This window comes from Pseudomonas kurunegalensis, from assembly GCF_030291635.1.
GTDB classification, from domain to species: domain Bacteria; phylum Pseudomonadota; class Gammaproteobacteria; order Pseudomonadales; family Pseudomonadaceae; genus Aquipseudomonas; species Aquipseudomonas monteilii.
Map to the genome: position 1 here is coordinate 4906876 of NZ_CP127871.1, position 25153 is coordinate 4932028.

General features: G+C 62.1%; 17 protein-coding genes. 13 read left to right on the forward strand and 4 right to left on the reverse strand.

The features are described 5' to 3' along the window. The first annotated feature begins 5 nt into the window (after window positions 1–5). From glpK to glpD, 3 genes are all read left to right on the forward strand, one after another. Window positions 6–1505, forward strand: coding sequence for a glycerol kinase GlpK (gene glpK / locus QQ992_RS22445; protein WP_119368957.1), 1500 nt, complete (start codon window positions 6–8; stop codon window positions 1503–1505). A 102-nt stretch (window positions 1506–1607) separates the two neighbouring features. Next, window positions 1608–2363, forward strand: a complete 756-nt coding sequence (gene glpR, locus QQ992_RS22450; RefSeq protein WP_016713733.1) for a DNA-binding transcriptional repressor GlpR — start codon at window positions 1608–1610, stop codon at window positions 2361–2363. 174 nt (window positions 2364–2537) lie between these two features. Next, window positions 2538–4079, forward strand: coding sequence for a glycerol-3-phosphate dehydrogenase (gene glpD / locus QQ992_RS22455; protein ID WP_286111090.1), 1542 nt, complete (start codon window positions 2538–2540; stop codon window positions 4077–4079). 48 nt (window positions 4080–4127) lie between these two features. Here glpD and QQ992_RS22460 read toward each other — a convergent pair whose 3' ends face one another. Beyond that, entirely contained in the window at window positions 4128–8552 is a 4425-nt protein-coding gene (locus QQ992_RS22460) for an NEL-type E3 ubiquitin ligase domain-containing protein (protein WP_286111092.1), read from the reverse strand. 334 nt (window positions 8553–8886) lie between these two features. Here QQ992_RS22460 and QQ992_RS22465 point away from each other — a divergent pair, with 334 nt between their 5' ends. The 7 genes from QQ992_RS22465 to QQ992_RS22495 all read left to right on the forward strand — a co-directional run bounded on the left by QQ992_RS22465 (window position 8887) and on the right by QQ992_RS22495 (window position 15764). Continuing rightward, entirely contained in the window at window positions 8887–9804 is a 918-nt protein-coding gene (locus tag QQ992_RS22465; protein WP_110740447.1) for a glutamate/aspartate ABC transporter substrate-binding protein, read from the forward strand. A gap of 146 nt (window positions 9805–9950) precedes the next feature. Next, window positions 9951–10697 carry an amino acid ABC transporter permease gene (locus tag QQ992_RS22470; RefSeq protein WP_019096550.1) on the forward strand — a complete coding sequence of 249 codons (747 nt, stop codon included), beginning with the start codon at window positions 9951–9953 and terminating at the stop codon, window positions 10695–10697. Then, window positions 10698–11369 carry an amino acid ABC transporter permease gene (locus tag QQ992_RS22475; RefSeq protein WP_028698557.1) on the forward strand — a complete coding sequence of 224 codons (672 nt, stop codon included), beginning with the start codon at window positions 10698–10700 and terminating at the stop codon, window positions 11367–11369. It begins immediately after the preceding gene. Then, window positions 11366–12100: an amino acid ABC transporter ATP-binding protein gene (locus tag QQ992_RS22480; protein WP_003258023.1), complete on the forward strand. Its 735-nt coding sequence runs from the start codon at window positions 11366–11368 to the stop codon at window positions 12098–12100. The genes QQ992_RS22475 and QQ992_RS22480 overlap by 4 nt, the downstream gene beginning before the upstream one ends. A gap of 73 nt (window positions 12101–12173) precedes the next feature. After that, window positions 12174–14078: a two-component sensor histidine kinase AauS gene (gene aauS, locus QQ992_RS22485; protein ID WP_025754577.1), complete on the forward strand. Its 1905-nt coding sequence runs from the start codon at window positions 12174–12176 to the stop codon at window positions 14076–14078. Between the two features lie 47 nt (window positions 14079–14125). Further along, window positions 14126–15403, forward strand: a complete 1278-nt coding sequence (gene aauR, locus QQ992_RS22490; protein ID WP_433963124.1) for a two-component response regulator AauR — start codon at window positions 14126–14128, stop codon at window positions 15401–15403. 25 nt (window positions 15404–15428) lie between these two features. Next, window positions 15429–15764, forward strand: coding sequence for a GlpM family protein (locus QQ992_RS22495; protein ID WP_286111094.1), 336 nt, complete (start codon window positions 15429–15431; stop codon window positions 15762–15764). Window positions 15765–15782: 18 nt separating this feature from the next. Here the strand turns inward: QQ992_RS22495 and QQ992_RS22500 are convergent, their stop codons facing one another. After that, entirely contained in the window at window positions 15783–16778 is a 996-nt protein-coding gene (locus QQ992_RS22500) for an alpha/beta fold hydrolase (protein WP_286111095.1), read from the reverse strand. A gap of 196 nt (window positions 16779–16974) precedes the next feature. Between QQ992_RS22500 and metR the strand changes: the two genes are divergently transcribed. Then, a complete protein-coding gene (gene metR / locus QQ992_RS22505) occupies window positions 16975–17892 on the forward strand; it encodes a transcriptional regulator MetR (RefSeq protein WP_019097212.1) in 918 nt (305 codons plus the stop codon). On the opposite strand, the gene QQ992_RS22510 is transcribed toward metR, so the two are convergent. Further along, a complete protein-coding gene (locus tag QQ992_RS22510) occupies window positions 17876–18289 on the reverse strand; it encodes an NUDIX hydrolase (protein ID WP_274080748.1) in 414 nt (137 codons plus the stop codon). The two genes, metR and QQ992_RS22510, sit on opposite strands and share 17 nt — an antisense overlap. Before the next feature lie 240 nt (window positions 18290–18529). Between QQ992_RS22510 and QQ992_RS22515 the strand changes: the two genes are divergently transcribed. Further along, window positions 18530–20149, forward strand: coding sequence for an FMN-binding glutamate synthase family protein (locus QQ992_RS22515; protein ID WP_016713720.1), 1620 nt, complete (start codon window positions 18530–18532; stop codon window positions 20147–20149). 40 nt (window positions 20150–20189) lie between these two features. On the opposite strand, the gene QQ992_RS22520 is transcribed toward QQ992_RS22515, so the two are convergent. Continuing rightward, entirely contained in the window at window positions 20190–21608 is a 1419-nt protein-coding gene (locus QQ992_RS22520; protein WP_286111097.1) for an amino acid permease, read from the reverse strand. A 392-nt stretch (window positions 21609–22000) separates the two neighbouring features. On the opposite strand from QQ992_RS22520, the gene QQ992_RS22525 reads away from it, so the two are divergent. Beyond that, window positions 22001–25150 (forward strand): transglycosylase domain-containing protein, encoded by a 3150-nt coding sequence (locus QQ992_RS22525; protein ID WP_286111098.1) that lies wholly within the window; start codon window positions 22001–22003, stop codon window positions 25148–25150. Window positions 25151–25153 lie beyond the last annotated feature (3 nt).

Genomic DNA, 25153 nt, shown 5'->3' on the forward strand with positions numbered 1-25153 from the left:
CGACCATGACAGACACCCAGGATAAGAACTACATCATCGCCCTGGACCAGGGCACCACCAGTTCGCGGGCGATCATTTTCGACCGCGACGCCAATGTGGTGGGTACCTCCCAGCGCGAGTTCGCCCAGCACTACCCGCAGGCGGGCTGGGTCGAGCACGACCCGATGGAGATCTTCGCCACGCAAAGCGCGACCATGGTCGAAGCCTTGGCCCAGGCCGGTATCAGCCACGCTCAGGTCGCCGCACTGGGCATTACCAACCAGCGCGAAACCACCGTGGTATGGGACAAGGAAACCGGTCGCCCGGTGTACAACGCCATCGTCTGGCAGTGCCGCCGCAGTACCGAAATCTGTGCCCAGCTCAAGCGTGACGGGCATGAAGACTACATTCGCGAAACAACCGGCCTGGTCACCGACCCCTACTTCTCCGGCACCAAGCTGAAGTGGATTCTCGACAACGTCGAAGGCGCGCGTGAACGTGCCGAGCGTGGCGAGCTGCTGTTCGGCACCATCGATACCTGGCTGATCTGGAAGTTCTCCGGCGGCAAGGTACACGTCACCGACTACACTAATGCCTCTCGCACGTTGATGTTCAACATCCACAGCCTGCAGTGGGACGACAAGCTGCTGGAGATCCTCGGCATCCCGCGCCAGATGCTGCCAGAGGTGCGCCCGTCCTCGGAAGTGTACGGCCACACCAAGAGCGGCATCGCCATCGCCGGTATCGCCGGCGACCAGCAGTCGGCACTGTTTGGCCAGATGTGCGTGGAGCCAGGCCAGGCCAAGAACACCTACGGCACCGGCTGCTTCCTGCTGATGAACACCGGCGACAAGGCGGTAACGTCGTCCCATGGCCTGCTCACCACCATCGCCTGTGGCCCGCGTGGCGAGGTGGCCTACGCGCTGGAGGGTGCGGTGTTCAACGGTGGCTCCACCGTACAATGGCTGCGTGACGAGCTGAAAATCGTCAACGATGCTTTGGATACCGAGTACTTCGCCAGCAAGGTCAAGGACAGCAACGGCGTCTACCTGGTGCCCGCCTTCACCGGCCTGGGTGCCCCGTACTGGGACCCGTATGCCCGTGGCGCGCTGTTCGGCCTGACCCGTGGCGTGAAGGTGGACCACATCATCCGCGCGGCACTGGAGTCGATCGCTTACCAGACCCGCGATGTACTCGACGCCATGCAGCAGGATTGCGGCCAGCGCCTGTCCGAGCTGCGCGTGGACGGCGGTGCGGTGGCCAACAACTTCCTCATGCAGTTCCAGGCCGACATCCTCGGCACCTGCGTAGAGCGGCCGAAGATGCGCGAAACCACAGCGCTGGGCGCCGCCTATCTGGCTGGCCTGGCCTGTGGCTTCTGGAGTGGCCTGGACGAGCTGCGCGATAAAGCCATCATCGAGCGCGAATTCAGCCCACAGCTGGATGAAGCGCAGAAAGAGAAGCTGTATGCCGGCTGGAAAAAGGCGGTCGAGCGCACCCGTGACTGGGAAGATCACGAGGCGTAATGCCTATCGGGGCCGCCACGCGGCCCCAATCGTCTACTGGCCGTCATCCGCGTCCTACGGCATCATTGCAGAATTTGTCCGGCAGCCCCAAAGGACCGCCCCATGAATCTGCCCCCCCGCCAACAACAAATCCTCGAACTGGTGCGTGAGCGCGGTTACGTCAGTATCGAAGAAATGGCGCAGCTGTTCGTCGTGACACCGCAAACCATCCGCCGTGATATCAACCAGCTGGCCGAACTCAATTTGCTACGTCGCTACCACGGTGGCGCGGCCTACGACTCGAGCGTGGAAAACACCGCTTACGCCATGCGTGCCGACCAGATGCGCGACGAAAAGCAACGCATCGCCGAAGCCGTAGCCCGGCAGATTCCCGACCATGCTTCGGTGTTCATCAACATTGGCACCACCACCGAATCCATCGCCCGGGCACTGCTCAATCACAACCACCTGAAGGTCATCACCAATAACCTGCATGTGGCTGCAATCCTCGCGGCCAAGGATGACTTCGAAGTGCTGGTGGCCGGTGGCACGGTACGTCGCGATGGCGGGGTGGTCGGCCAGGCCAGCGTCGACTTCATCAACCAGTTCAAGGTCGACTTCGCCCTGGTCGGCATCAGCGGCATCGATGAAGACGGCAGCCTGCTCGACTTCGACTATCAGGAAGTGCGGGTATCCCAGGCCATCATCGCCAATGCCAGGCAAGTGATCCTTGCCGCCGACTCCAGCAAGTTCGGGCGCAACGCCATGGTGCGCCTGGGTTCGATCAGCCTGGTCGATTGCCTGGTGACCGACCAGGCGCCGACGACCACCCTCACCCAGTTGCTCAACCAGTACAAGATCCGCCTCGAAGTGGTTTGAGCCGCCTGCGGGCTGCCAAGCGGCCCGCCATTTTCGTAAATGTTCACTTTATTGTCATCTGATCAGTTTTTTCTATAAAGACTGACTGGCGACCGGCTTTCTCTTGCGCTAGTATTTTCGAAAACGAACATCAATGTTCATATTCGATGTGAACAGCCCCAGGAGGCCTTGCCCGTGTCCCAGCCCGTTTCGTCCCAGCCCCCACTCGCCGACTGCTATGACCTCGCCGTGATCGGCGGTGGCATCAATGGCGTGGGCATCGCTGCCGACGCCGCTGGGCGTGGCTTGAAGGTATTTCTTTGCGAGAAGGACGACCTGGCCCAACACACCTCGTCAGCCAGCAGCAAATTGATCCACGGCGGCCTGCGCTACCTGGAGCACTACGAGTTCCGCCTGGTGCGTGAAGCGCTGGCTGAACGTGAAGTGCTGCTGGCCAAGGCACCGCACATCGTCAAACCGATGCGCTTTGTGTTGCCACACCGCCCGCACCTGCGCCCGGCGTGGATGATTCGTGCAGGCCTGTTCCTGTATGACCACCTGGGCAAGCGCAAGCGCCTGGGTGCCTCGCGCAGCCTGCGCTTCGGCCCGGGGTACCCGCTCAAGCCGGCGATCACCCGCGGTTTCGAATACGCCGATTGCGCGGTGGACGACGCCCGCCTGGTGGTGCTGAACGCCATGGCAGCTCGCGAACATGGCGCGCATGTGCGCACCCGCACCCGTTGCCTGCGCGCCGAGCGCGTCGATGGCCTGTGGGAGGTGTCGCTGCAACACGCCGATGGCAGCCTGCAGACCATTCGCGCCCGCGCCCTGGTGAACGCCGCCGGCCCATGGGTCGCCAGCTTCATCAAGGACGACCTCAAGCTTGATGCCCCCTACGGCATCCGCCTGATCCAGGGCAGCCACATCATCGTCCCACGCCTGTACGAAGGCGAGCATGCCTACATCCTGCAGAACGAAGACCAACGCATCGTCTTCTGCATCCCTTATCTGGACCGCTTCACGCTGATCGGTACCACCGACCGCGAATACAGCGGCGACCCGGCCAAGGTGGCGATTACCGAGCAGGAAACCGATTACCTGTTGAAGGTCGTGAACGAACACTTCAACCATCAACTCAGCCGCGCCGACATCCTGCACACTTATTCCGGCGTACGTCCGCTGTGCAATGACGAGTCCGACAACCCATCGGCGGTAACCCGCGACTACACCCTGGCATTGTCTGCCGCCGAGGGAGAAGCGCCGTTGTTGTCGGTGTTCGGTGGCAAGCTGACCACCTACCGTAAGCTGGCCGAGTCGGCCATGGCAGAGCTCAAGCCATTCTTCACCCAGATGCGCGACAGCTGGACTGCCCAAGCGGCCTTGCCAGGCGGCGAAAACATGACGACCGTCCAGGCATTGGTCGATGCCATCCTTGCCCGCAATGGCTGGTTACCGGTCGACATTGCAAAGCGCTGGGCCGTGACCTATGGCAGCCGCGTCTGGGCCCTGCTGGAAGGTGTCAACGGGCCAGACGACCTGGGCCAGGCCATCGGTGGCGGGCTGTTCAGCCGGGAAGTCGATTATTTGCGCAGCCAGGAGTGGGCCATCAGTGCCGAGGATATTCTCTGGCGGCGCACCAAGCTGGGCTTGTTCACTTCGGCAAGCGAACAAGAAACGCTGAAAGATTATCTGAAAGAAACCGCCCGCAAAATCTCGCTGGGCGATCAGGCTGCTTGAATGGATTCGACGCGGTGCATGCAGGCAATGCACCGCGTCGATGCCCCTTCAACGTTGCCAACGCATCAAGGCTTCCTGAGTCAATTGTTCGATCAATGTACGTTCCTTCGTTTCCAGTTCCTTGGCCAGTACCTTGCACTGTTCCAGGTAAGTGTTCTCACTGATCGTTCCGTCACTGACCAGTGCGTCGGCATGCTCCAGCGCCAGACGCTGCTCATCCACCAACGCCCTGAATCGCAGAAAGTACGTGTTTCGCAAGTAGTCTTGCCAATAGGCTTGGTCGGCGAGTGACTGCCTGAGCCGTGCATCGCTCTCTGCAGACAGGATCTCGACTCTGGCGACATTGATGTCTTCAACCGTCACCAACGACTCTGCCAGGTAGTGCATGCGCACCGGCTGGGCCGGTAATTGCAAAGGCCCGGCAAGCCCGACCCGATAGGCAAGGTACGTTTCGATGTCGTCGATGTGCTCCAGCCGTGCAGGGTCGTTGGCCAGGGCCTCTCTGAGCCTGTTGAGCTTTTGCGCAGCCACCCTGTCAACTTCCTGCAACCGATACAGCGAGCGCCCCAACCTTACCAAGGCCCTCTCGCTCTGCATCTGCGACAGGCCCGCCGTTTCACGATGAACCAGCGCACGAACCTCCAGTTGGCTAAACAACCAGAGCACACGGTCTTCGCAGGTCGCCACACCCCCTGCCTGCGCGAACATCAGCTCACGTAACTCACCGTTCTGCTCGCACGCCTCGATAATGGCCCATACCCTTGCCCGGTAGTACATCGGGTGTTTCAAGAAGTCTGGCGACCTGCCAAGGTCATGCAGGAAGTGAAAGAAGTCACTGGAACCCGGCTCATTGCGCAAATTGAGCCAAGCCTGCTCACGCGTGGTCCGCAGTGCACCGACTGCCCCTGTCAGCCACTGAGACAGCTCTGCCTGCTGCAGCAGATGCTCACGATAGTTCGGGCTTCCCTGCGCAACGGGTTGTACCGCGCCCGATGGGCCGGGCTGCGCTTGCACATAGCTTTCACTGGCTTCGTCCAACGGATTGCCGCGAAGCTCCATTTGTTGCAGGCGCTCCCGCAGGCCTTGCAGATCCTGGTTGACCTGCTGGATCTGGTTTTCACGCAGGTCGACAAGCCCGCGCCATGGCAGTTGCTGAAGGTTTTCCGGCATTTCGGCAAGCGCTGTTCCGCGCAGCCCCACATTCCGCAAGTTCAACAACCCCCTCACCTCCGGGGCAATACCCAACGGGTTGAAGTTGATCTCAAGGTCTTCAAGGTTACGCAGCCCCCTTAACCGCTCGCTATCTGCCTGCGTGAAAATGATCTCGTTGTGATCCAGACGAAGCTGTCGAAGCTCGGGCAGTTGGTCCAGGCCCGATGGAATCGACAACAAGCGATTGTTACGCACGTCCAGCTCCCTCAGGTTTGGAAAACGCCTGAGGAAATCGACGTCGATCTCGCCTAACGCCATGTCGCGCATAACCAGCCGCGTCACGTGCTCGAACATGATGCCCGGCGGCAGGGGAGGCAAACGCCCCACCCGTTCGGCACAGATTTCTAACGCGTAAGTACCATCGCCCAGCAGCCCTGTTTTACGGCGCCAACAACGGCGAATTGACCTTATCACCCTGTTGCGCCGTAGCAAGTCGAGAAGGTTTGTATACTCCGCTCGCCAACTCGCCAGGCCTTGACGCAGGCTCACCCACTGCCCATGTAACCGCTCATACCGTGACCACGGGTCAGCCCCCGCCGCCATGGCATCCAGCACATAGCGCTGCAGTTGCTCATCGTCGAGCGTGGGAAAAATCTGCCTGATACCACGCCTGGTGGCTTGCGCACGGCCATTCCCCCGTCCGCTTAGCGGGTAGCCAAGCCGACCATCGGCAAAGCGCACGGGTGGCCGTACGCCCCCGGGGACAGCGACTTGCCCGATGAGCCGGGAAGCAACATCGCGGTGAAGCCGGGCGTGAGCCGCCAGCACGTTTACCAGTTGCGGCTCGCTAAGCGTTGCATCCCCCAGCAGCAACTTCTGGTCTTCCCCCATGACCAGCAAGAGCGCATTCATGAGGCTGTCGGTGGTGGTCACTTCGGGTTGGCCGCCCCCCGTCAGATCATGAATGCTGTAACGGCTTTTCTCGCGCACGATGCAAATGACCTGCTGCGTCGCTTCTGCCCCCACCTGGCCAAGCACACGCCCTTCGGGTGAGCCCTCCCGTAACTCGACGCGAAGCGAATCGGGCCAGGCAGCGAGCTCCTGTACCAACCCCAAGGCCAATCGCTCAGTATCGGTGTTGACCGCAGAGGCTTGCCTCAGGCCCGCGCTGGCTCGGTCCAGGCGGCTGTCACGGAGAAACCAGCGCGCTCTTTCTGCCATGGCCAGCGACACCCGCCCGGTGCTATTGAGTAGCTCCAGATCGCCACTGTTCACTTGCTGACGTATTTCCTTTGCGCCTCGCACGCTGAGCCCCGGGAAGTGCCGACGCAGTAGCGTATCTTCCACCTCTTCGGCATCCTGGGCAGCGGCGACCAACATGTCGAAAGCAGCGGTTTCCATCACAGGGTGCGCAGCATGTAACCGGTAACGGTCCAATGCATCCTGAAGGCGTGCAGGTGCCGGCGCGTTTTCTACGTTCAAGCGCCGCAATTGCGCCTCGTCGAAACCTGTGCAATCGAGCACGGCTGTGGCCTGCTCTGGGCTGATATCCGCGAACCTGGACGCCAGTCTCTGCAGTAACAGGTGCTCTCCCTGCCATTCCTGTGGCTGCTCGAGCGAATGGCGCCAACCACCACTGCCATTTCGCTCCAGCAGCGGCCGGTATGCGCCTTCGCGTTCGGGGTGGCGAATTTGCAGTTCCTTGCCATCCCGAGAGCTTGCCAGCTTGAAATCCCCTTCAGACAAACGCAGGTGCCCGGTCTGGCGATCGATAGCGACCTGCCCTGTCGGCGGGCTGCCCGTTTTTTCGACGCGGTAGGCACTCATGTCGCTGGAGCACAGTTTCAGGCGCTCGTTGCCAACCAGTACCGGTACCAGTCCATCCACAAAACTCACGCGCTCCAACAGCCGTGCGCCTGCCGTTGCGCCCGCCCCCAAGGCCGCTCCGACGACGATCGTTTCTGCCACCGAGAATAAATGCCCCAGCGCAGCCTGCCGGTCACCGATCCGCCAGTCCTGATAGCCCTCATACACTTCGTCGGCGACCTGAAGCGCGGCAACGCCCAACATGACCTCACCCAGCACGGGTACGAATAATCCAGCCAGCCCAAGCAGCGCCAGCCCGGTGCTGGCATAGGACTTCAGTTCGGCGTTACGCGATTCGGCATCCTTGACGCCGGTCGGGATGGCCAGAACCTTCGCGTCATCAAGGATCTTGTTGATGCGCTGGCTTCGCAGATAGGGGAACAGCGATTGTTCAACGATCAGGTTTCGATAATCGAGCCCGAGCGGCGTGCCCGCCCTGGTTTTCTCTTTGCGCCCTTCTAGCTGGGTACTGAATGAAAGACGGTCCCGCTCGGCAATGAAGCGGCCGAAAAACCCGGCGTAGGCTGCCTCGCGCAAGCGCCCCCCCAATACCTCATAGAACGCCTCCCAGGACCGGAAGTGCTGAACGGCCTGAACGGGGTCACCCGGGATCCACACCAACAGGCCACGCATTGCGCCCCTGTTGTCGCTGACTTCAACCGTCACAACCCCGTGCACGCATTTGCCCAATACGTAAAGTTGCCGAGCCTTGAACATGGTCGATGAGGCCGCACTCGATTCACCCACCTGCTCACCGCCCGATGCCGGCTTCTCGCAGAGGCTCAATAGCTGCGCAGACGTGTGCTCATCAATCAGCCCTTTGAGTGCCGAGACCCGCACCGCAGCCTCCATGGCTGCCCTGGAAGCCTCTTCAAGCAGGCTCGCCACGTGTTGCCGCGCCTGCACATCAGCCGGCAGCAATGTCTGATGCAGCGTGGCCTGGTACAGGCCGCCAAGATCCAGTTCACGGCAAAGCTTGGCAAACTGCACGAACGAGACAGGCAATACCGCGCCCGAAGGGGTCTCGAGCCGGCGACGAACAAGAGGCCGGGCCTGCACTTCATCCAGCGCGAAGTTATGCAGGGCCGCAGACAACAATGGCACCGAGGCGGTACGTACAACCCGCACGACGGGGGGCAGTGGAAACATACTGGCGTATTCCTTGCGCACCACCGTGCACAGCGAGGCGGCGCGTACATCCACCTTGATGTTGTGCTTCGCCTGCAGCTGTTTCTCCAGCCTTGGCGCGCAGAACGCCACCAGCCCGGTAAGACCTTTCAGCAACTTCCTCACTTGTTCAGCACTCGCCTGTTCCGCACGCAAGGCAAGGTGCAGCCCCCTGATCGCCTCGACAGATGCGTTTTTGATCCAGTCGGGTATTTGCCTGGCGATCACGGCATCAATGGAGTCCGCAGGGATGGGGTCTGAGCCAGGGTGTTCACGCGTATCGGTCATCGGTTCTGCCTCCTGAAATTCAGGTAGCAGGCCACGGCGTCATACTGCGAAAGTGGTAATTAGATATAGGGGCTTTCAACTAATCAGCCCACCCATTCGGATTACCGAACACCAAAATGCAACGCGTTCGGAATACCGTCCGAAAAATTACGTTGCAATTGCCTGGAAAACTTCAAACCCCAGGATTTTCGCGGCGTTATGATCGGAGTCAGGGCTTGGCACGAGTCATGCTCTACACTTGGTAGCCGAATGCACTCGCTTCTTGCGGTATTCGTTGAACGAAAGAGTCCGCCAACGGCTCCATAAAAAAAACAAACACGTCGAGGAAAATTTGATGCGTATCGTTCGTCAATTGCTGGGCGCCGCCATCGCGGCTGCTGTGATCGCTTCGCCAGCCATGGCTGAAGAACTGACCGGCACCCTGAAGAAGATCAAGGAATCGGGCACCATCACCCTGGGCCACCGCGACTCCTCCATCCCGTTTTCCTACCTGGCCGGCAAGCCCGAGCCCGTGGGCTACTCGCATGACATCCAGCTGGCTGTCGTCGACGCCCTGAAGAAGCAACTGGGCACGGACATCAAGGTCCGTTACAACCTGGTCACCTCCCAGACCCGTATCCCGCTGGTGCAGAACGGCACCGTCGACCTGGAGTGCGGCTCCACCACCAACAACGTCGAGCGCCAGCAGCAAGTCGGCTTCTCGGTCGGCATCTTCGAAGTCGGTACCCGCCTGTTGACCAAGGTCAAGGACGGTCAGCCTGCATTCAAAGACTTCCCGGACCTGGCCGGCAAGAACGTGGTAACCACCGCGGGCACCACGTCCGAACGCATCCTCAAGGCGATGAACGCCGACAAGCAGATGAAGATGAACGTGATTTCCGCCAAGGACCACGGTGAAGCCTTCAACATGCTCGAAAGCGGCCGCGCCGTGGCCTTCATGATGGACGACGCCCTGCTCGCCGGCGAAATGGCCAAGGCCCGCAAACCGTCGGACTGGGTCATCACCGGTACCCCGCAGTCGTACGAAATCTACGGCTGCATGGTGCGCAAGGATGACGCAGCCTTCAAGAAAGCGGTCGATGACGCCATCGTCGGTTACTTCAAGTCGGGCGAAGTCAACAAGAGCTACGACAAGTGGTTCCAGCAGCCGATCCCGCCAAAGGGCCTGAACCTGCAGTTCCCGATGAGCGACGAGCTGAAGAAACTGATCGCCGAGCCGACCGACAAGGCAGCGGACGAGAAGAAGTCCTGATCCTCAGCGTTTAGTGGCCTGGTGCGCATCCGCGCACGATTGAACCCACAGGCCACGCATTAGTGTCTACCCTTTCATCCGAGGGCGCCCAGCGCCCCCGGATGCTCGAAGGTGCCCGTGAAACAACCGTCTGAGGGGAAATCCCGATGAATTACAACTGGGACTGGGGCGTGTTCTTCAAGTCCACCGGCGTGGGCAGCGAAACTTATCTGGACTGGTACGTCACCGGTCTGGGCTGGACCATCGCCATCGCCATTTCCGCCTGGATCATCGCCTTGCTGCTGGGCTCGGTGCTCGGTGTGATGCGCACCGTGCCGAACCGCGTGGTATCCGGTATCGCGACCGCCTATGTGGAGCTGTTCCGCAACGTGCCGCTGCTGGTGCAGCTGTTCATCTGGTACTTCCTGGTACCGGACCTGCTGCCCGAAGGCCTGCAGGAATGGTTCAAGCAAGACCTCAACCCGACGACCTCGGCACTGATCAGCGTGGTCATCTGCCTGGGCCTGTTCACCGCCGCCCGCGTTTGTGAACAGGTACGTACCGGTATCCAGGCGCTGCCCCGCGGCCAGGAAGCCGCTGCCCGTGCCATGGGCTTCAGCCTGCCGCAGATCTACACCAACGTGCTGCTGCCGCAAGCCTACCGGATCATCATTCCGCCGCTCACGTCAGAATTCTTGAACGTGTTCAAGAACTCCTCGGTAGCGTCGCTGATCGGCCTGATGGAGCTGCTGGCGCAGACCAAGCAAACCGCCGAGTTCTCGGCCAACCTGTTCGAGGCCTTTACCCTGGCCACGCTGATCTACTTCACCCTGAACATGGGCCTGATGCTGCTGATGCGCATGGTCGAGAAGAAAGTCTCGGTGCCTGGCCTGATTTCCGTAGGGGGCAAATAAATGGACATGGATTTCAGCGAAATCATCCCGGCCCTGCCTGCCCTGTGGGAAGGCATGGTCATGACCCTGCAACTGATGGTCATGGGCGTGGTCGGCGGCATCGTGCTGGGCACTATCCTGGCCCTGATGCGCCTGTCGTCGAACAAGCTGCTGTCGAACGTGGCCGGCGCCTACGTCAACTACTTCCGTTCCATCCCGCTGCTGCTGGTGATCACCTGGTTCTACCTGGCGGTGCCGTTCGTGCTGCGCTGGATCACCGGCGAGGACACCCCGGTGGGTGCCTTCACCTCGTGCGTGGTGGCGTTCATGATGTTCGAAGCCGCCTACTTCTGCGAGATCGTCCGCGCCGGCGTACAGTCGATTTCCAAGGGCCAGATGGGCGCCGCCCAAGCCCTGGGCATGACCTACGGCCAGACCATGCGCCTGATCATCCTGCCCCAGGCCTTCCGCAAGATGACTCCGCTGCTGCTGCAGCAGAGCATCATCCTGTTCCAGGACACCTCGCTGGTGTACACCGTGGGCCTGGTGGACTTCCTCAACTCGGCACGCTCCAACGGCGACATCATCGGGCGCTCCCATGAGTTCCTGATCTTCGCCGGTGTCGTGTACTTCCTCATCAGCTTCTCCGCTTCGTGGCTGGTCAAGCGCCTGCAAAAAAGGATCACCGTATGATTTCCATCAAGAACGTCAACAAGTGGTACGGGGACTTCCAGGTACTGACCGATTGCAGCACCGAGGTCAAGAAAGGTGAAGTGGTGGTGGTGTGTGGCCCGTCGGGTTCGGGCAAGTCCACCCTGATCAAGTGCGTGAACGCCCTGGAACCCTTCCAGAAAGGTGACATCGTGGTCGATGGCACCTCGATTGCCGACCCGAAGACCAACCTGCCCAAGCTGCGCTCCCGGGTTGGCATGGTGTTCCAGCACTTCGAGCTGTTCCCGCACCTGTCCATCACCGAGAACCTGACCATTGCCCAGCGCAAGGTGCTCGGCCGCAGCGAAGCGGAAGCGACCAAGAAGGGCCTGGCCCTGCTCGACCGCGTCGGCCTCGGTGCCCACGCCAAGAAGCACCCCGGCCAGCTGTCCGGTGGCCAGCAGCAGCGCGTGGCCATCGCCCGCGCCCTGTCGATGGACCCGATCGTCATGCTGTTCGACGAACCGACCTCGGCGCTGGACCCGGAAATGGTCAATGAAGTACTGGACGTCATGGTCGAGCTGGCCCACGAAGGCATGACCATGATGTGCGTGACCCACGAAATGGGCTTCGCCCGCAAAGTGGCCAACCGCGTCATCTTCATGGACAAGGGCAACATCATCGAGGACTGCCAGAAGGAAGACTTCTTCGGCAACCCGTCGGCCCGCCACGAGCGTACCCAGCACTTCCTCAGCAAGATCCTGCAACACTGATTTTGCCTCACTGAACCGGTCGGCGCCGCTGCCCTTTCGGGCAGTTGGCGCTGGTCGTGACAAGGCCACTGTGATGAAATGCGACCCTTCGCTTCTTCTCCCTGCCAAGCCTGCCGTGAATTCCCGCCTGCTCCGCCAATTGCTGTTGCCGCCCCTGATCATTCTGCTGATGGTCGGCCTGGGAATGGCTGGCTACCTGATCAGCGAAAGCAACGGCATTCGCACCCTCAGCGAAAACGGTGAGCGCCAGCTGGAGCTGCACGCGCGCACGGTCGAAAGCGAAATCAGCAAGTACACCTACCTGCCGAGCCTGCTGGAGCTGGAAGACAGCGTCTCGCACCTGCTCACCGACCCGGACGGCGGCTCACGGCAAACGGTAAACGAATACCTTGAGGGCCTGAACCGACGCAGCCGCAGCCGGGCCATCTTCGTTCTCGATACCAATGGCCGGGTACAGGCCACCAGCAACTGGCGCGACGCCGACTCGTTCCTGGGTGAAGACCTGTCGTTCCGCGCCTACTTCCAGACAGCCGTGCGCGGTGAGCCTGGGCGTTTCTATGGCATCGGCAGCACCACTGGCGAGGCTGGCTACTACCTGGCTCATGGCCTGGAAGAGCACGGCAAGATCATCGGCGTGGCCGTGATCAAGGTGCGCCTGGACACGCTCGAGGAACGCTGGCAGCGTGCCCGTCTGGAGGCGTTCGTCAGTGACGAGAACGGCATCATCATCCTTTCCAGCGACCCGGCCCGACGCCTGAAATCGGTGCGCCCGCTGACCCCGCAAATCAAGGAGCGCCTGGCGCGCAGCCTACAATACTACTGGTGGCCGCTGAACGAGTTGCAGCCACTGGCCCGGGAAACCCTGGCCGATGGCGTGGAAAAACTGACCTTCCCGGCCAACAGCGAAACCGCAAAAGGCAAACCCCACGAGGTTGCCTACCTGGCGCAGACCCGTCGCCTGGTGGATACACCCTGGCATTTCACCCTGCTGACCCCGCTGCAGGACCTGCGTCGCGAGTCCATGGTGCAGGGCATTCTGGTGGGCGTGGCGTTCGCCTTGCTGGCGATCCTCGGCATCGCCTGGAACGAACGACGCAAGGTCATCGCCACCCGCCTGGCAGCCCGTGAAGCCCTTGAGGAAGCGAATAGCCAGCTGGAGCGGCGGATTGCCGAGCGCACCGCCGACCTGCGTGCCAGCAACGAACGCCTGAAGGGGCAAATTCGCGAACGCCGGCATGCCGAGCAAACCTTGCGCCACGCCCAGGATGAGTTGGTGCAGGCCGGTAAGCTGGCGGCCATCGGGCAAATGTCCACCAGTATCGCCCATGAGCTGAACCAGCCGCTGGCCGCGTTGCGCACCTTGTCTGGCAACACGGTGCGTTTCCTCGAACGTGGGGCACTGGAAACCGCCAGCACCAACCTGCGCACCATGAACGACCTGATCGACCGCATGGGCCGCATTACCGCCAGCCTGCGCTCCTTCGCCCGGCGCGGCGATGACAGCGGCCAGGCCTCGCTGGCCAAGGCGGTGGAAGCGACCTTGCAAGTATTGGCCAACCGCATCAGCGCCTGCCATTTGCAGTTGCACCACCAGTTCGACGATCAGCAACTGGCTATCGACCAGACGCGCCTCGAACAGATTCTGGTCAACCTGATCGGCAACGCGCTTGATGCCATGGCCGCACAACCGCTGCCCGAGCTATGGCTGGAAGGCGAACTGCAGGGCGACAAGTACCGCTTGCAGGTGCGCGACAATGGCCACGGCATCGATGCCGAGGCGCGCAAGCACCTGTTCGAACCTTTCTTCACCACCAAACCGGGCGAACATGGCCTGGGCCTGGGCCTGACCTTGTCGGCGAGCCTTGCCGCCGCCGCCAAGGGCAGCCTCAACGTCGAGCACCCCGCCACTGGCGGCACCGCCTTCGTCCTGGCCCTGCCCCTGGTTTCTCCCCCTAGCGAATCGGCAGAGCACCCATGAACCAAGCGCCTCTTACCGTCCTGATCGTCGAAGACGACCCGCATGTGCTGCTCGGCTGCCAGCAGGCGCTGGCGCTGGAAGATATCGCCTGCGAAGGCGTGGGCAGCGCCGAACAGGCGCTGGAACGCATCGGCGACGATTTCGCCGGCATTGTCGTCAGTGACATCCGCCTGCCGGGCATTGACGGCCTGGAACTGCTCAACCGCCTGAAGGCCCGTGATCGCAGCCTGCCGGTGGTGTTGATCACCGGCCATGGCGATATCGACATGGCCGTCGGCGCCATGCGTAACGGCGCCTACGACTTCATGGAAAAACCGTTCTCCCCCGAGCGCCTGGTCGATGTGGTGCGCCGCGCACTGGAGCAACGCGGGCTGTCGCGAGAAGTGGTGGCCCTACGCCGCCAACTGGCCGAACAGAGCAGCCTTGAGGGCCGCATCATTGGCCGCTCCCCCGCCATGGAGCACTTGCGCGAACTGATCGCCAACGTCGCCGATACCTCAGCCAACGTGCTGATCGAAGGCGAAACCGGTACCGGCAAGGAGCTGGTCGCACGCTGCCTGCACGACTTCAGCCGCCGCCAGAGCCAACCGTTCGTGGCGCTGAACTGTGGCGGCCTGCCGGAAAACCTGTTCGAAAGCGAGATTTTTGGCCATGAGGCCAACGCCTTCACCGGCGCCGGCAAACGCCGCATCGGCAAGATCGAGCACGCCAACGGCGGCACACTGTTCCTCGATGAAGTGGAGAGCATGCCGATCAACCTGCAGATCAAGCTGCTGCGCGTGCTGCAGGAACGGACCCTGGAACGATTAGGCTCTAACCAGAGCATCCCGGTGGATTGCCGGGTAATTGCCGCGACCAAGGCCGACCTCGACAGCCTGGGCCAGAGCGGCCAGTTCCGCAGCGACCTGTATTACCGGCTGAACGTGGTCACCCTGGAACTGCCGCCACTGCGCGAGCGCCGCGAAGACATCCTGCAACTGTTCGAGCACTTCCTGCAGCAGTCGGCCCTGCGCTTCGACCGGGAAACCCCGACGTTGGACAGCCAGACCTTGTCGCGCCTGATGGCCCACGATTGGCCGGGCAATGTGCGCGAGTTGCGCAACGTGGCCGAACGCTATGCGCTTGGCCTGCCGGCCTTCAAGAAAGGCCCCAGCGGCGGCGCCAGCCAAGGTTTGGGCTTTGCCGAGGCTGTGGAGGCGTTCGAACGCAACCTGCTCAGCGACGCCCTGCAACGCACCGGGGGCAACCTGAGCCAGGCCAGCCAGGAGCTGGGCATGGCCAAGACCACGTTGTTCGACAAAGTGAAGAAATACGGCCTCGGCTGACCTCAACCCAAACTGGAATAACAACGTGGACCTGGTATTCAAAGCGGCCCTGGGCGCTGGCGTGGTACTGCTGCTGGCGGTGCTGTCAAAGACGCGTAACTACTACATCGCCGGGCTGGTGCCGCTGTTCCCCACTTTTGCCCTGATTGCCCATTACATTGTTGGCAAGGGGCGCAGCATTGCCGACCTGAAGACCACCATCCTGTTCGGCATGTGGTCGATCATTCCGTACTTCGTGTACCTGGCGACCCTGTATGTACTGGTTGACCGCCTGCGCCTGGAGGCATCGCTGGCACTGGCCACGGTGGCCTGGCTGATGGCCGCGACCGTGCTGGTGACCTTGTGGGTGCGAATACACTGATTGATGTCGGTGCTGGTTTCAGAGCCCTGCGATATGCGTGACATCCTGCCGATGCGCTTGCAGATAAGGCAACACAGCCCCCAGCAGCGGCGCCTTGAACGGCTCCTGGAAGCGATGCGCCAGCCCTGGTATCAAGCGCAGCTGGCTGCCTTGTATATGCGCCGCCAGGTGCACACCATGCATCACCGGCAGCAACGGGTCAGCCGTGCCGTGCACCACCAGGGTCGGCACCCTCAACTGGTTCAATAGCTCGACGCGGCTTGGCTCGGCCAGGATCGCCATGATCTGGCGCTTGGCCCCGTCCGGGTTGAACGCCCGATCGTAGGCCACCGCTGCCTGGTGCAGCAACACGGCGCGGTCATCCCGCACCTCAGGGCTGCCCAACGCCGCCAACAAGTCTGCCTGCTGCTCGATGGCCACCTCGCGGTTGGGCGCGCTGCGCCGGGCCAGCAACTGCACCAGCGCCGGGTCGGGCGCCGGCAACCCCGCCGCCCCGGAACTGGACATGACCAACGTCAGGCTGCGCACGCGCTCGGGAGCCATGGCCGCCAGGTGCTGCGCGATCATGCCGCCCATGCTCACGCCCAGCACATGAAACTGGCGCACCCCCAAGGCATCCATCAGGCGTAAACCATCGTCTGCCATGTCGGTCAGCGTATAAGGCGCCGCCACTGGCAGGCCCAGCTTGTAGCGCAGCAGCTCCACCGTCAGGTTGGCCGACGGTGGCACCTGGTTCCAGCGTGACAGCCCGACATCGCGGTTGTCGTAGCGAATAACCCTGAAACCTTGGCGGCACAATGCCTCGACCACATCGTCCGGCCAGTGGATCAGTTGCCCGCCCAGGCCCATGACCAGTAGCAAGGCCGGATCACGCGGCGCGCCCACGCTCTGGTACACCAGGCTGACCGCGCCCAGCTCGGCGCGCTGCACCGGTACGTGGGCGTCACAACGCTGTTCGGCGAAGCTGGCAGGTACGCTGAAAAGGAAGAAAAGAAAAAGCCAAAAAGCCCGCATGAAAGAAACACCAGAATGCAGATCCCCAGTAAAGCGCGAGTCTGATGAATTCTGTTCGGGCGCGCTGCCACAGTTCAGTGACAGTTTCATGACTCCCGCCAGGCGGTGCGGCTGAACGTCCAGTCGACAGGCACGGCAACATGAGAGAAACTCAACTCATTCCCTGTTTCTTCAATCCCACACCCCGGAGTCAGCTGTGCTGGAGATCCGTCACCTGAAAACCCTTCATGCCCTGCGCGAAGCCGACAGCCTGGTGGAAGCCGCCGAGCGCCTGCACCTGACCCAGTCGGCGCTGTCGCATCAGTTCAAGGAGCTGGAAGAACGCCTGGGCCTGCCGCTGTTCGTGCGCAAGACCAAGCCGATCCGCTTCACCAGTGCCGGGCTGCGCCTGCTGCAACTGGCCGATGCCACCCTGCCACTGCTGCGCGGCGCCGAGCGCGACATTGCGCGCCTGGCCGGTGGTACCGCCGGGCGCCTGCACATGGCCATCGAATGCCACAGCTGCTTCCAGTGGCTGATGCCGACCATCGACCAGTTCCGCGATGCCTGGCCGGAAGTGGAGCTGGACCTGGCCTCCGGCTTTGCCTTCGCCCCGCTGCCGGCCCTGGCGCGCGGCGACCTGGACCTGGTGGTGACCTCCGACCCGGTGGACCTGGCAGGTATCACGTATGTGCCGCTGTTCACGTACGAAGCGATGCTGGCCGTGGCCAACCAGCACGCGCTGGCCAGCAAGCCCTACATCGTGCCGCAAGACTTGCTCGACCAGACGCTGATCACCTACCCGGTGGAACGCGACCGCCTGGACATCTTCACCCGTTTCCTGGAGCCGGCCGACATCGAGCCGGCTGCCGTGCGCACGTCGGAACTGACGGTGATGATGATGCAACTGGTGGCCAGCGGCCGTGGGGTCTGCGGCATGCCGCACTGGGCGCTGCACGAGTACAGCTCACGCGGCTATGTAAAGGGCAAGCGCCTGGGTGAAAAAGGCCTGTTCGCCACCCTTTATGCTGCCGTACGCACCGACATGCTCGATGCGCCGTACATGCGCGACTTCCTGTTGACCGCCAAAGATACCTCGTTCGCCACGCTCGACGGCGTCAGCGCGGTGCGCTGACTGCCTGGCGGTACAGCGGCAGTATCAGGTCGCGGGTCAAAGGCGCCAGCGGCAGGGCTGGTGCCTGATCGGCAGCCAGCCACACCACCTCTTCGATCTCCGCAGCCGGCGTTACCGGCGCGGCGCTGTCGACACGGAACAGTTCGGCTTGCACCTCGAAACCTGGTTCGTTCGCGGCCGGGGCACTGAACCGGCCCAGGTGCACGGCCTGGTCCGCGTTGATGTTCAGCCCCAGCTCTTCATGCAGTTCACGCACCAGCGCCTGCACCGGTGATTCACCGGCATCGATCTTGCCACCTGGCTGCATGAAAGCCTCGGTGCCGCGCTTGCGCACCAGCAGGGTACGGCCCTGGGGGTCGATCAGCAGGGCAGCGGCGATGCGGATGATGTTGGGCATGGGAGGGCTCGCTGGAAACAATGGCCGGGGAGGATCCCATGGGGCTCATTGGCCTGACAAGGCCAGCGCCCACAAGAAGACCGCTGCACCCACAGGGCATGTGTAACGGCTGCGCTCACAACCTCGATTCGAGAATGATTTTCGCTACCCCGATTTTAATTTGCAGCGCCCCGCAACTTGGCTATGGTCGGGGTTTACCCCCAGGCCCTGAGCCTGACCGCGCCATCGCAAGGACCCCGTATGAGCCTGTCACTTCTCAGTCGCTATGCCTTCTTCGCCGCCTGTGTGCTGTTCACCCTGGCGAGCCTGCCCTTCACCCACCACGAATGGCTGTGGCCATTCACCCTGACCACTGGCATCCTCAGCCTGATCGGCGTATTCGACCTGCTGCAGCAACGCCATGCGGTGCGCCGCAACTACCCGATCCTGGGCAACATCCGCTACCTGGTCGAAGCCATTCGCCCGGAAATCCGCCAATACCTGCTGGAATCGGACAGCGACGCCTTGCCGTTCTCCCGCGCCCAGCGTTCGCTGGTGTATGCCCGGGCGAAGAACGAAGCCTCGGACAAGCCATTCGGCACCCTGATCGATGTGTACGAGTCCGGCTTCGAGTTCATCGGCCACTCCATGCGCCCGGCGCCGCTGGCCGACCCGTCCAGCTTCCGCGTCATTGTCGGCGGGCCGCAGTGCAGCCAGCCGTACTCGGCATCGATTTTCAACATTTCGGCAATGAGCTTCGGCTCGCTCAGCGCCAACGCCATCCGCGCCCTCAACCAGGGTGCCAAGCTGGGTAATTTCCACCATGACACCGGCGAGGGCAGCATCAGCCCTTACCACCGCGAGCACGGTGGCGACCTGGTCTGGGAACTGGGCAGTGGCTACTTTGGTTGCCGCACGCCAGACGGGCGCTTCGACCCCGAACGCTTCGCCGCCCAGGCGCGCAGCCCGCAGGTGCGCATGATCGAGATCAAGATGAGCCAGGGCGCCAAACCCGGCCATGGCGGCATCCTGCCCAAACACAAGGTCACCCAGGAAATCGCCGAGACCCGTGGCGTGCTGATGGGTGAGGACTGCATTTCGCCGTCGCGCCACAGCGCTTTCTCTACGCCAATCGAGATGATGCAGTTCATCGCACAGCTGCGTGAATTGTCCGGTGGCAAACCCGTCGGTTTCAAATTCTGCCTGGGCCACCCTTGGGAGTTCATGGGTATTGCCAAAGCCATGCTGGAAACCGGCATCCTGCCCGACTTCATTGTTGTCGATGGCAAGGAAGGCGGCACCGGCGCGGCGCCAGTGGAATTCACCGACCATATCGGCGTGCCGCTGCGCGAAGGGCTGCTGTTCGTGCACAACACCCTGGTGGGCCTTAACTTGCGCGACAAGATCAAGCTTGGGGCCAGCGGCAAGATTGTCAGCGCCTTCGACATCGCCAGCGTACTGGCGATCGGCGCTGACTGGGCAAACTCGGCACGCGGCTTCATGTTCGCCATCGGTTGCATTCAGTCGCAGAGCTGCCACACCAACAAGTGCCCGACCGGCGTGGCGACACAGGACCCGCTACGCCAGCGTGCGCTGGTGGTGCCGGACAAGGCCCAGCGGGTGCTGAACTTCCATCACAACACCTTGCGCGCGTTGGCTGAAATGCTTGCCGCGGCAGGCCTGGAGCACCCTGCGCAGCTGGAGGCCAAGCACCTGGTGCGGCGCATCTCGGCCACCGAGATCAAACTGTTCTCGCAGATGCATGTGTTCTTGAAGCCGGGGGAGTTGCTGACGGGCGAGGTGAACGGGCAGTTCTATTCACGCATGTGGCAACTGGCGCGAGCCGACAGTTTTGAGCCGCACAGCGAAGTAGCTGCCTGAGAGAGCCCCGGGGCCGCGCAGCGGCCCCGGTTATTTCAGATCAGGACGCGGTATTTGCTACACCCTGCACTTCTTTCGGCGCCAGGCGGAACGCGTAATACAACACCGTCAACAGCACCAGGAACGCCGGGCCGATGTACAGGGCCACGCGGGTATCCTCGAAGTACGCCATCAAGCCAACTACCAGCACCAGGAACGCCAGCGCCAGGTAGGAGCTCAGCGGCCACAGCCACATGCGGTACTTCAATGCCTTGCGCTCGGCAGTGGTAAGGCCTGCACGGAACTTGAGCTGTGCGAGCAGAATCATCACCCAGGTCCAGATCGCGCCGAAGGTAGCGATCGAGGTGACCCAGACAAAGACTTTTTCCGGCACCAGATAGTTGGCCAGTACACCCAGCAACAGCGCGCCGATCGACAGCAGCAGCGCATTGCGCGGTACGCCATTCTTCGAAGTGCGGGCGAAGGCCGCCGGGGCCTGGCCGTTCTGCGCCAGGCTGTAGAGCATGCGCCCGGTGCTGAAGATGCCGCCGTTGCACGACGACAGTGCCGCTGTGATGACCACGAAGTTGATGATGCCGGCCGCAGTCTTGATACCGAGGCGCTCGAAAGTCATCACGAACGGGCTGCCCTGGCTGCCGATTTCGTTCCACGGGTAGATCGACAGGATCACGAACAACGCGCCCACGTAGAACAGCAGGATGCGCCAGAACACCGAGCCGATGGCCTGCGGGATGGTCTTTTGCGGGTTGCGTGCTTCGCCGGCGGTCAGGCCGATCATTTCCACGCCCAGGTAAGCGAACATCACCATCTGCAGCGACATCAGCACGCCGGTCACGCCATTGGGCATGAAGCCACCGTTGCTCCACAGGTTGGAAATGCCCATAGCCACACCGTCATTGCCAAAACCAAAGGCAATGACGCCGATGCCGCCCAGGACCATGGCGATGATGGTGACGATCTTGATCAGGGCGAACCAGAACTCGAATTCACCGAAGGCCTTCACCGCCACCAGGTTGACCGCACCCATGCTGCCCAGCGCCGCCAGGGCCCAGATCCAGCGCGGTACGTCGGGGAACCAGATGCCCATGTAGATGGCCACTGCGGTAATTTCGGCAACGCAAGTCACCAGCCACAGGAACCAGTAGTTCCAACCGGTGAGGAAGCCCGCCAGCGGGCCGAGGTAGTCCTGGGCATAACGGCTGAAGGAGCCGGCGACAGGGTTGTGCACGGCCATTTCACCAAGGGCGCGCATGATCACAAGGATGGCCAGGCCGCCGATGATGTAGGACAGCATGATCGCAGGGCCGGCCATTTCGATGGCCTTGGCCGAACCCAGGAAAAGACCGACACCGATACAGGCGCCCAGCGCCATCAGACGGATGTGCCGTTCGCCCAGTTCACGCTTGAGCGGGCCGCCTTCAGTGGCAGGGCCGTGGGCAGGGTGGTTGCCGACTGGCATAGCAATACAACCTCATTTTGTTATTGGATTTGACCTTCGTGCAGCACCGGCCATGCCGATAGGCGTGGCGTTGGCTTGCCAGGCTGGCCTTGTGGGCCGGCCCGTATGCCGGAATAGAGCGCCCGGCAGGTCGAAGGGGGCGAGCAGTATAGGAAGAGCGTTGTAGGGGTTTTCACTGTATATGTGCAGAAATTTGGCGAGAACCCCGGGATCGCGTCACACTCATCACGATCGCCCGGGCACCATAGCAACATCCCGGTACGAAGAAACCCACACCAAAGCCGCATAGCCCTACCTCGCCTTTCTTCCCTTCCTACAAATTTTTCACCTCACCCGCTCAACGTCTAAGCTTCAGACAAGCAAGACGAAAATACCTGGCCGGATAGAAGACTATGGGCGCACTGTGGCAATCGGAACCAACCAGAACGGAAGCACCCGAGATACCTCCGGCCGAGACGCCACAACCCAAGTCACCCCGTCAGCGTCGGCTATGGTGGCGGCTGATCATCCTTATTCTGCTGGTGGCGCTGGTTGCCATCGGCTTTGCGGCGTATGACGAATTCCGCACGTCCGAGCTGCAATCGCGAGAATTCAGCAAACTGGCCGGCACGCTGACCTATTCACTGCAGCCAGGCCCCAGCGATGCCATCGTGTACCCGGGTGAAGGGCCGTTCGACAAACGCCTGGGCTACAGCGCGTTGGGCGAATTCCTGCCACGCCTGCTCAAGCGCGACTACCTGATCAGCGAGCAGGTGAAGTTCTCGCCAGCGTTGATGAACTACGTCGATCACGGGCTGTTCGTGCCCTACATCGAGAAAATCCAGGCCGGCCTGTCGATCACCGACTGCCGTGGCGACACGCTGTACCAGTACAACTACCCGCAGCACCTGTACCCTGACTTTGCAGCGATCCCGCCGGTGATGGTCAACAGCCTGCTGTTCATCGAAAACCGCGACCTGCTCGACACCCAGGACCCGCGCAACAACCCGGCCGTGGACTGGCCACGCTTTGCCAAGGCAGCCTACAGCCAGGTGGCCAAGTACCTGGCTTTGCCTGGCCAGTCCGCTGGCGGCAGTACCTTGGCCACGCAGCTGGAAAAATACCGTCACTCCCCAGACGGCCTGACCGTCTCGGGGGCCGAGAAAATCCGCCAGATGATTTCCGCCAGCGTACGTGCCTACCAAGGCGGCCCTGACACGACTGAGGCTCGTCAGCGTATCGTGCGTGACTACCTCAACAGCGTGCCTCTCTCGGCTGTACCGGGGCATGGTGAAGTGCATGGCATGGCCGAAGGCCTACGGGTGTGGTACGGCGCCGACTTCGACCAGGTCAACCAGGCCCTGACTTCCACCGCCAGCGCCCCCGAGAGCATGGCCGCACGCGGCCTGGCCCTGCGCCAGGTGCTGTCACTGATGATTGCCCAGCGCCGCCCCTCGCATTACCTGTCCAAGGGCCGCGTCGAGCTGGCAGAACTCACCGATTCGCACATCCGCGTGCTGGCCGCCAACAAGGTGATCGAGCAGCCCTTGGCCGACGCCGCGCTGGCCAGCAAGGCGGTTTACCGCGACTGGGTCGCGCAGCCGACCATCGTGCCGATTGTGACCAACAAGGGCATCAGCCTGGCACGCAACCGCCTGGCCGCCATGCTCAACCGCCCTTTGTACGACCTCGACCGCCTCGACCTGTCGGCCACCAGCACCTTGCAGGCAGATTTGCAGTTGCAAGTGAGCCAGTACCTGAAGAACCTTGCCGACCCCGAATTCGCGGCGCAGATCGGCCTGATCGGCGAGCGCCTGCTGACCAGCAAGACCACCGACCAGGTGAGCTACAGCTTTACCCTGTTCGAGCGCACCGGCGACGGCTCACGGGTGCGTGTGCAGACCGACAGCACCAACCAGCCTTTCGACATCAACGAAGGCAGCAAGCTGGAGCTGGGCTCGACCGCCAAGCTGCGGGTACTGACCACCTACCTGGAAATCATTGCGGAGCTGCACGACAAGTACGCGGGCAAACCCGCCGCCGAGTTGAAAAAGGTCGAAGTCGCCGAACTCGACCGCATTACCCAGTGGTCGCTGGAGTGGCTTGCACAAAACAGCAAGAACCAGAGCCTGGATGCCATGCTCGATGCGGCGCTGGAGCGCAAGTATTCCGCCAACACCGGTGAAGCCTTCTTCACCGGCGGCGGCATGCATGTGTTCAACAACTTCCGCAAGGAAGACAACAACCGCAACCCGACGCTCAAAGATGCCCTGCGCGAATCGATCAACCTGCCGTTCATCCGCCTGATGCGCGACCTGGTGCGCTACGTGACCTACCAGCAGCCGTACAACCGCGTGCCGCTGCTAAAGGACGACGCCGACCCGCGCCGCCAGGAATACCTGGCCCGCTTCGCCGACAAGGAAGGCACCAACTACCTGATGCGCTTCTGGAAGAAATACCAACGCAAGACCTCGCAGCAGCGTCTGGACACCTTCCTCGACAGCATGCGCGTGACGCCGCAGCGGCTGGCGGCGGTGCACCGCTACCTGTTCCCCGAAGCCGGCCAGGAAACCTTCAATGCCTTCGTCCGTGCCCACCTCAAGGGCGACAAGATTGCCTTGGGCAAGCTGACCGACGGTCGCCTGTCGGAAATGTACGACGCCTACGGCCCAGGCAAGTACGACCTGCCTGACCAAGGCTACATCGCCAAGGTCCACCCGCTGGACCTGTGGCTGCTCGGCTACTTGCTGAAGAACCCCAGCTCGACCCTGACCGAGATGGTCAACGCCAGCCGCTTCGAGCGCCAGGAGGTGTACGGCTGGTTGTTCAAGAGCCGCCACCAAGGCGCCCGCGACAGCCGCATCCGCACCATGGTCGAGATCGAAGCCTTCCTCGACATCCATCAACGCTGGAAACGCGTGGGCTATCCATTCGACCACCTGGTGCCTTCGCTGGCCACTGCCATCGGCAGCTCGGGCGACCGCCCTGCTGCCCTTTCCGAACTGGTCGGCATCATCCAGAACGACGGCGTTCGCCTGCCAACCTTGCGTATCGATACCCTGCACTTTGCGGCCAACACACCTTACGAAACCAAGCTGATCACCGACCCTGACCGAGGCGTGCGGATTCTGCCGGTTGAAGTCGCGCGCGCCCTGAAAGGCGCCATGTCGCAAGTGGTAGACGCAGGTACCGCGCGGCGTATTTCCGGCAGCTTCAAGCTGCAGGACGGCACGCCATTGGTGATGGGCGGCAAGACCGGTACCGGTGACAACCGCATCGAAAGCTTCGGCGCCGGCGGTCGGCTGATTGGCTCGCGCTCGCTGAACCGTACCGCCACATTCGTGTTCTTCCTGGGCGACAACCACTTCGGCACCCTCACCGCCTTCGTCCCGGGGCGCTCGGCAGAGGCGTTCAAATTCACCTCGGCGCTGCCCGTGCAGGTGCTCAAGGGCATGGCCCCGATCCTCATGCCGTACCTGCAGCCAGGCAATCCGAATGAATGCAAACCGCCGCAGGTTGCCGTGCACACACCACCAGCGGCAGGGAACGTATCGAATGACTAGATG

Excerpts from the sequence above, each read along its gene's own strand:
- glpK (WP_119368957.1), top strand. The coding sequence starts at position 6 with ATGACAGACACCCAGGATAAGAACTACATCATCGCCCTGGACCAGGGC.
- glpR (WP_016713733.1), top strand. The coding sequence starts at position 1,608 with ATGAATCTGCCCCCCCGCCAACAACAAATCCTCGAACTGGTGCGTGAG.
- QQ992_RS22460 (WP_286111092.1), bottom strand. The coding sequence starts at position 8,552 with ATGACCGATACGCGTGAACACCCTGGCTCAGACCCCATCCCTGCGGAC.
- QQ992_RS22465 (WP_110740447.1), top strand. The coding sequence starts at position 8,887 with ATGCGTATCGTTCGTCAATTGCTGGGCGCCGCCATCGCGGCTGCTGTG.
- QQ992_RS22470 (WP_019096550.1), top strand. The coding sequence starts at position 9,951 with ATGAATTACAACTGGGACTGGGGCGTGTTCTTCAAGTCCACCGGCGTG.
- QQ992_RS22475 (WP_028698557.1), top strand. The coding sequence starts at position 10,698 with ATGGACATGGATTTCAGCGAAATCATCCCGGCCCTGCCTGCCCTGTGG.
- QQ992_RS22480 (WP_003258023.1), top strand. The coding sequence starts at position 11,366 with ATGATTTCCATCAAGAACGTCAACAAGTGGTACGGGGACTTCCAGGTA.
- aauS (WP_025754577.1), top strand. The coding sequence starts at position 12,174 with ATGAAATGCGACCCTTCGCTTCTTCTCCCTGCCAAGCCTGCCGTGAAT.
- QQ992_RS22500 (WP_286111095.1), bottom strand. The coding sequence starts at position 16,778 with ATGCGGGCTTTTTGGCTTTTTCTTTTCTTCCTTTTCAGCGTACCTGCC.
- QQ992_RS22510 (WP_274080748.1), bottom strand. The coding sequence starts at position 18,289 with ATGCCCAACATCATCCGCATCGCCGCTGCCCTGCTGATCGACCCCCAG.
- QQ992_RS22515 (WP_016713720.1), top strand. The coding sequence starts at position 18,530 with ATGAGCCTGTCACTTCTCAGTCGCTATGCCTTCTTCGCCGCCTGTGTG.
- QQ992_RS22520 (WP_286111097.1), bottom strand. The coding sequence starts at position 21,608 with ATGCCAGTCGGCAACCACCCTGCCCACGGCCCTGCCACTGAAGGCGGC.
- QQ992_RS22525 (WP_286111098.1), top strand. The coding sequence starts at position 22,001 with ATGGGCGCACTGTGGCAATCGGAACCAACCAGAACGGAAGCACCCGAG.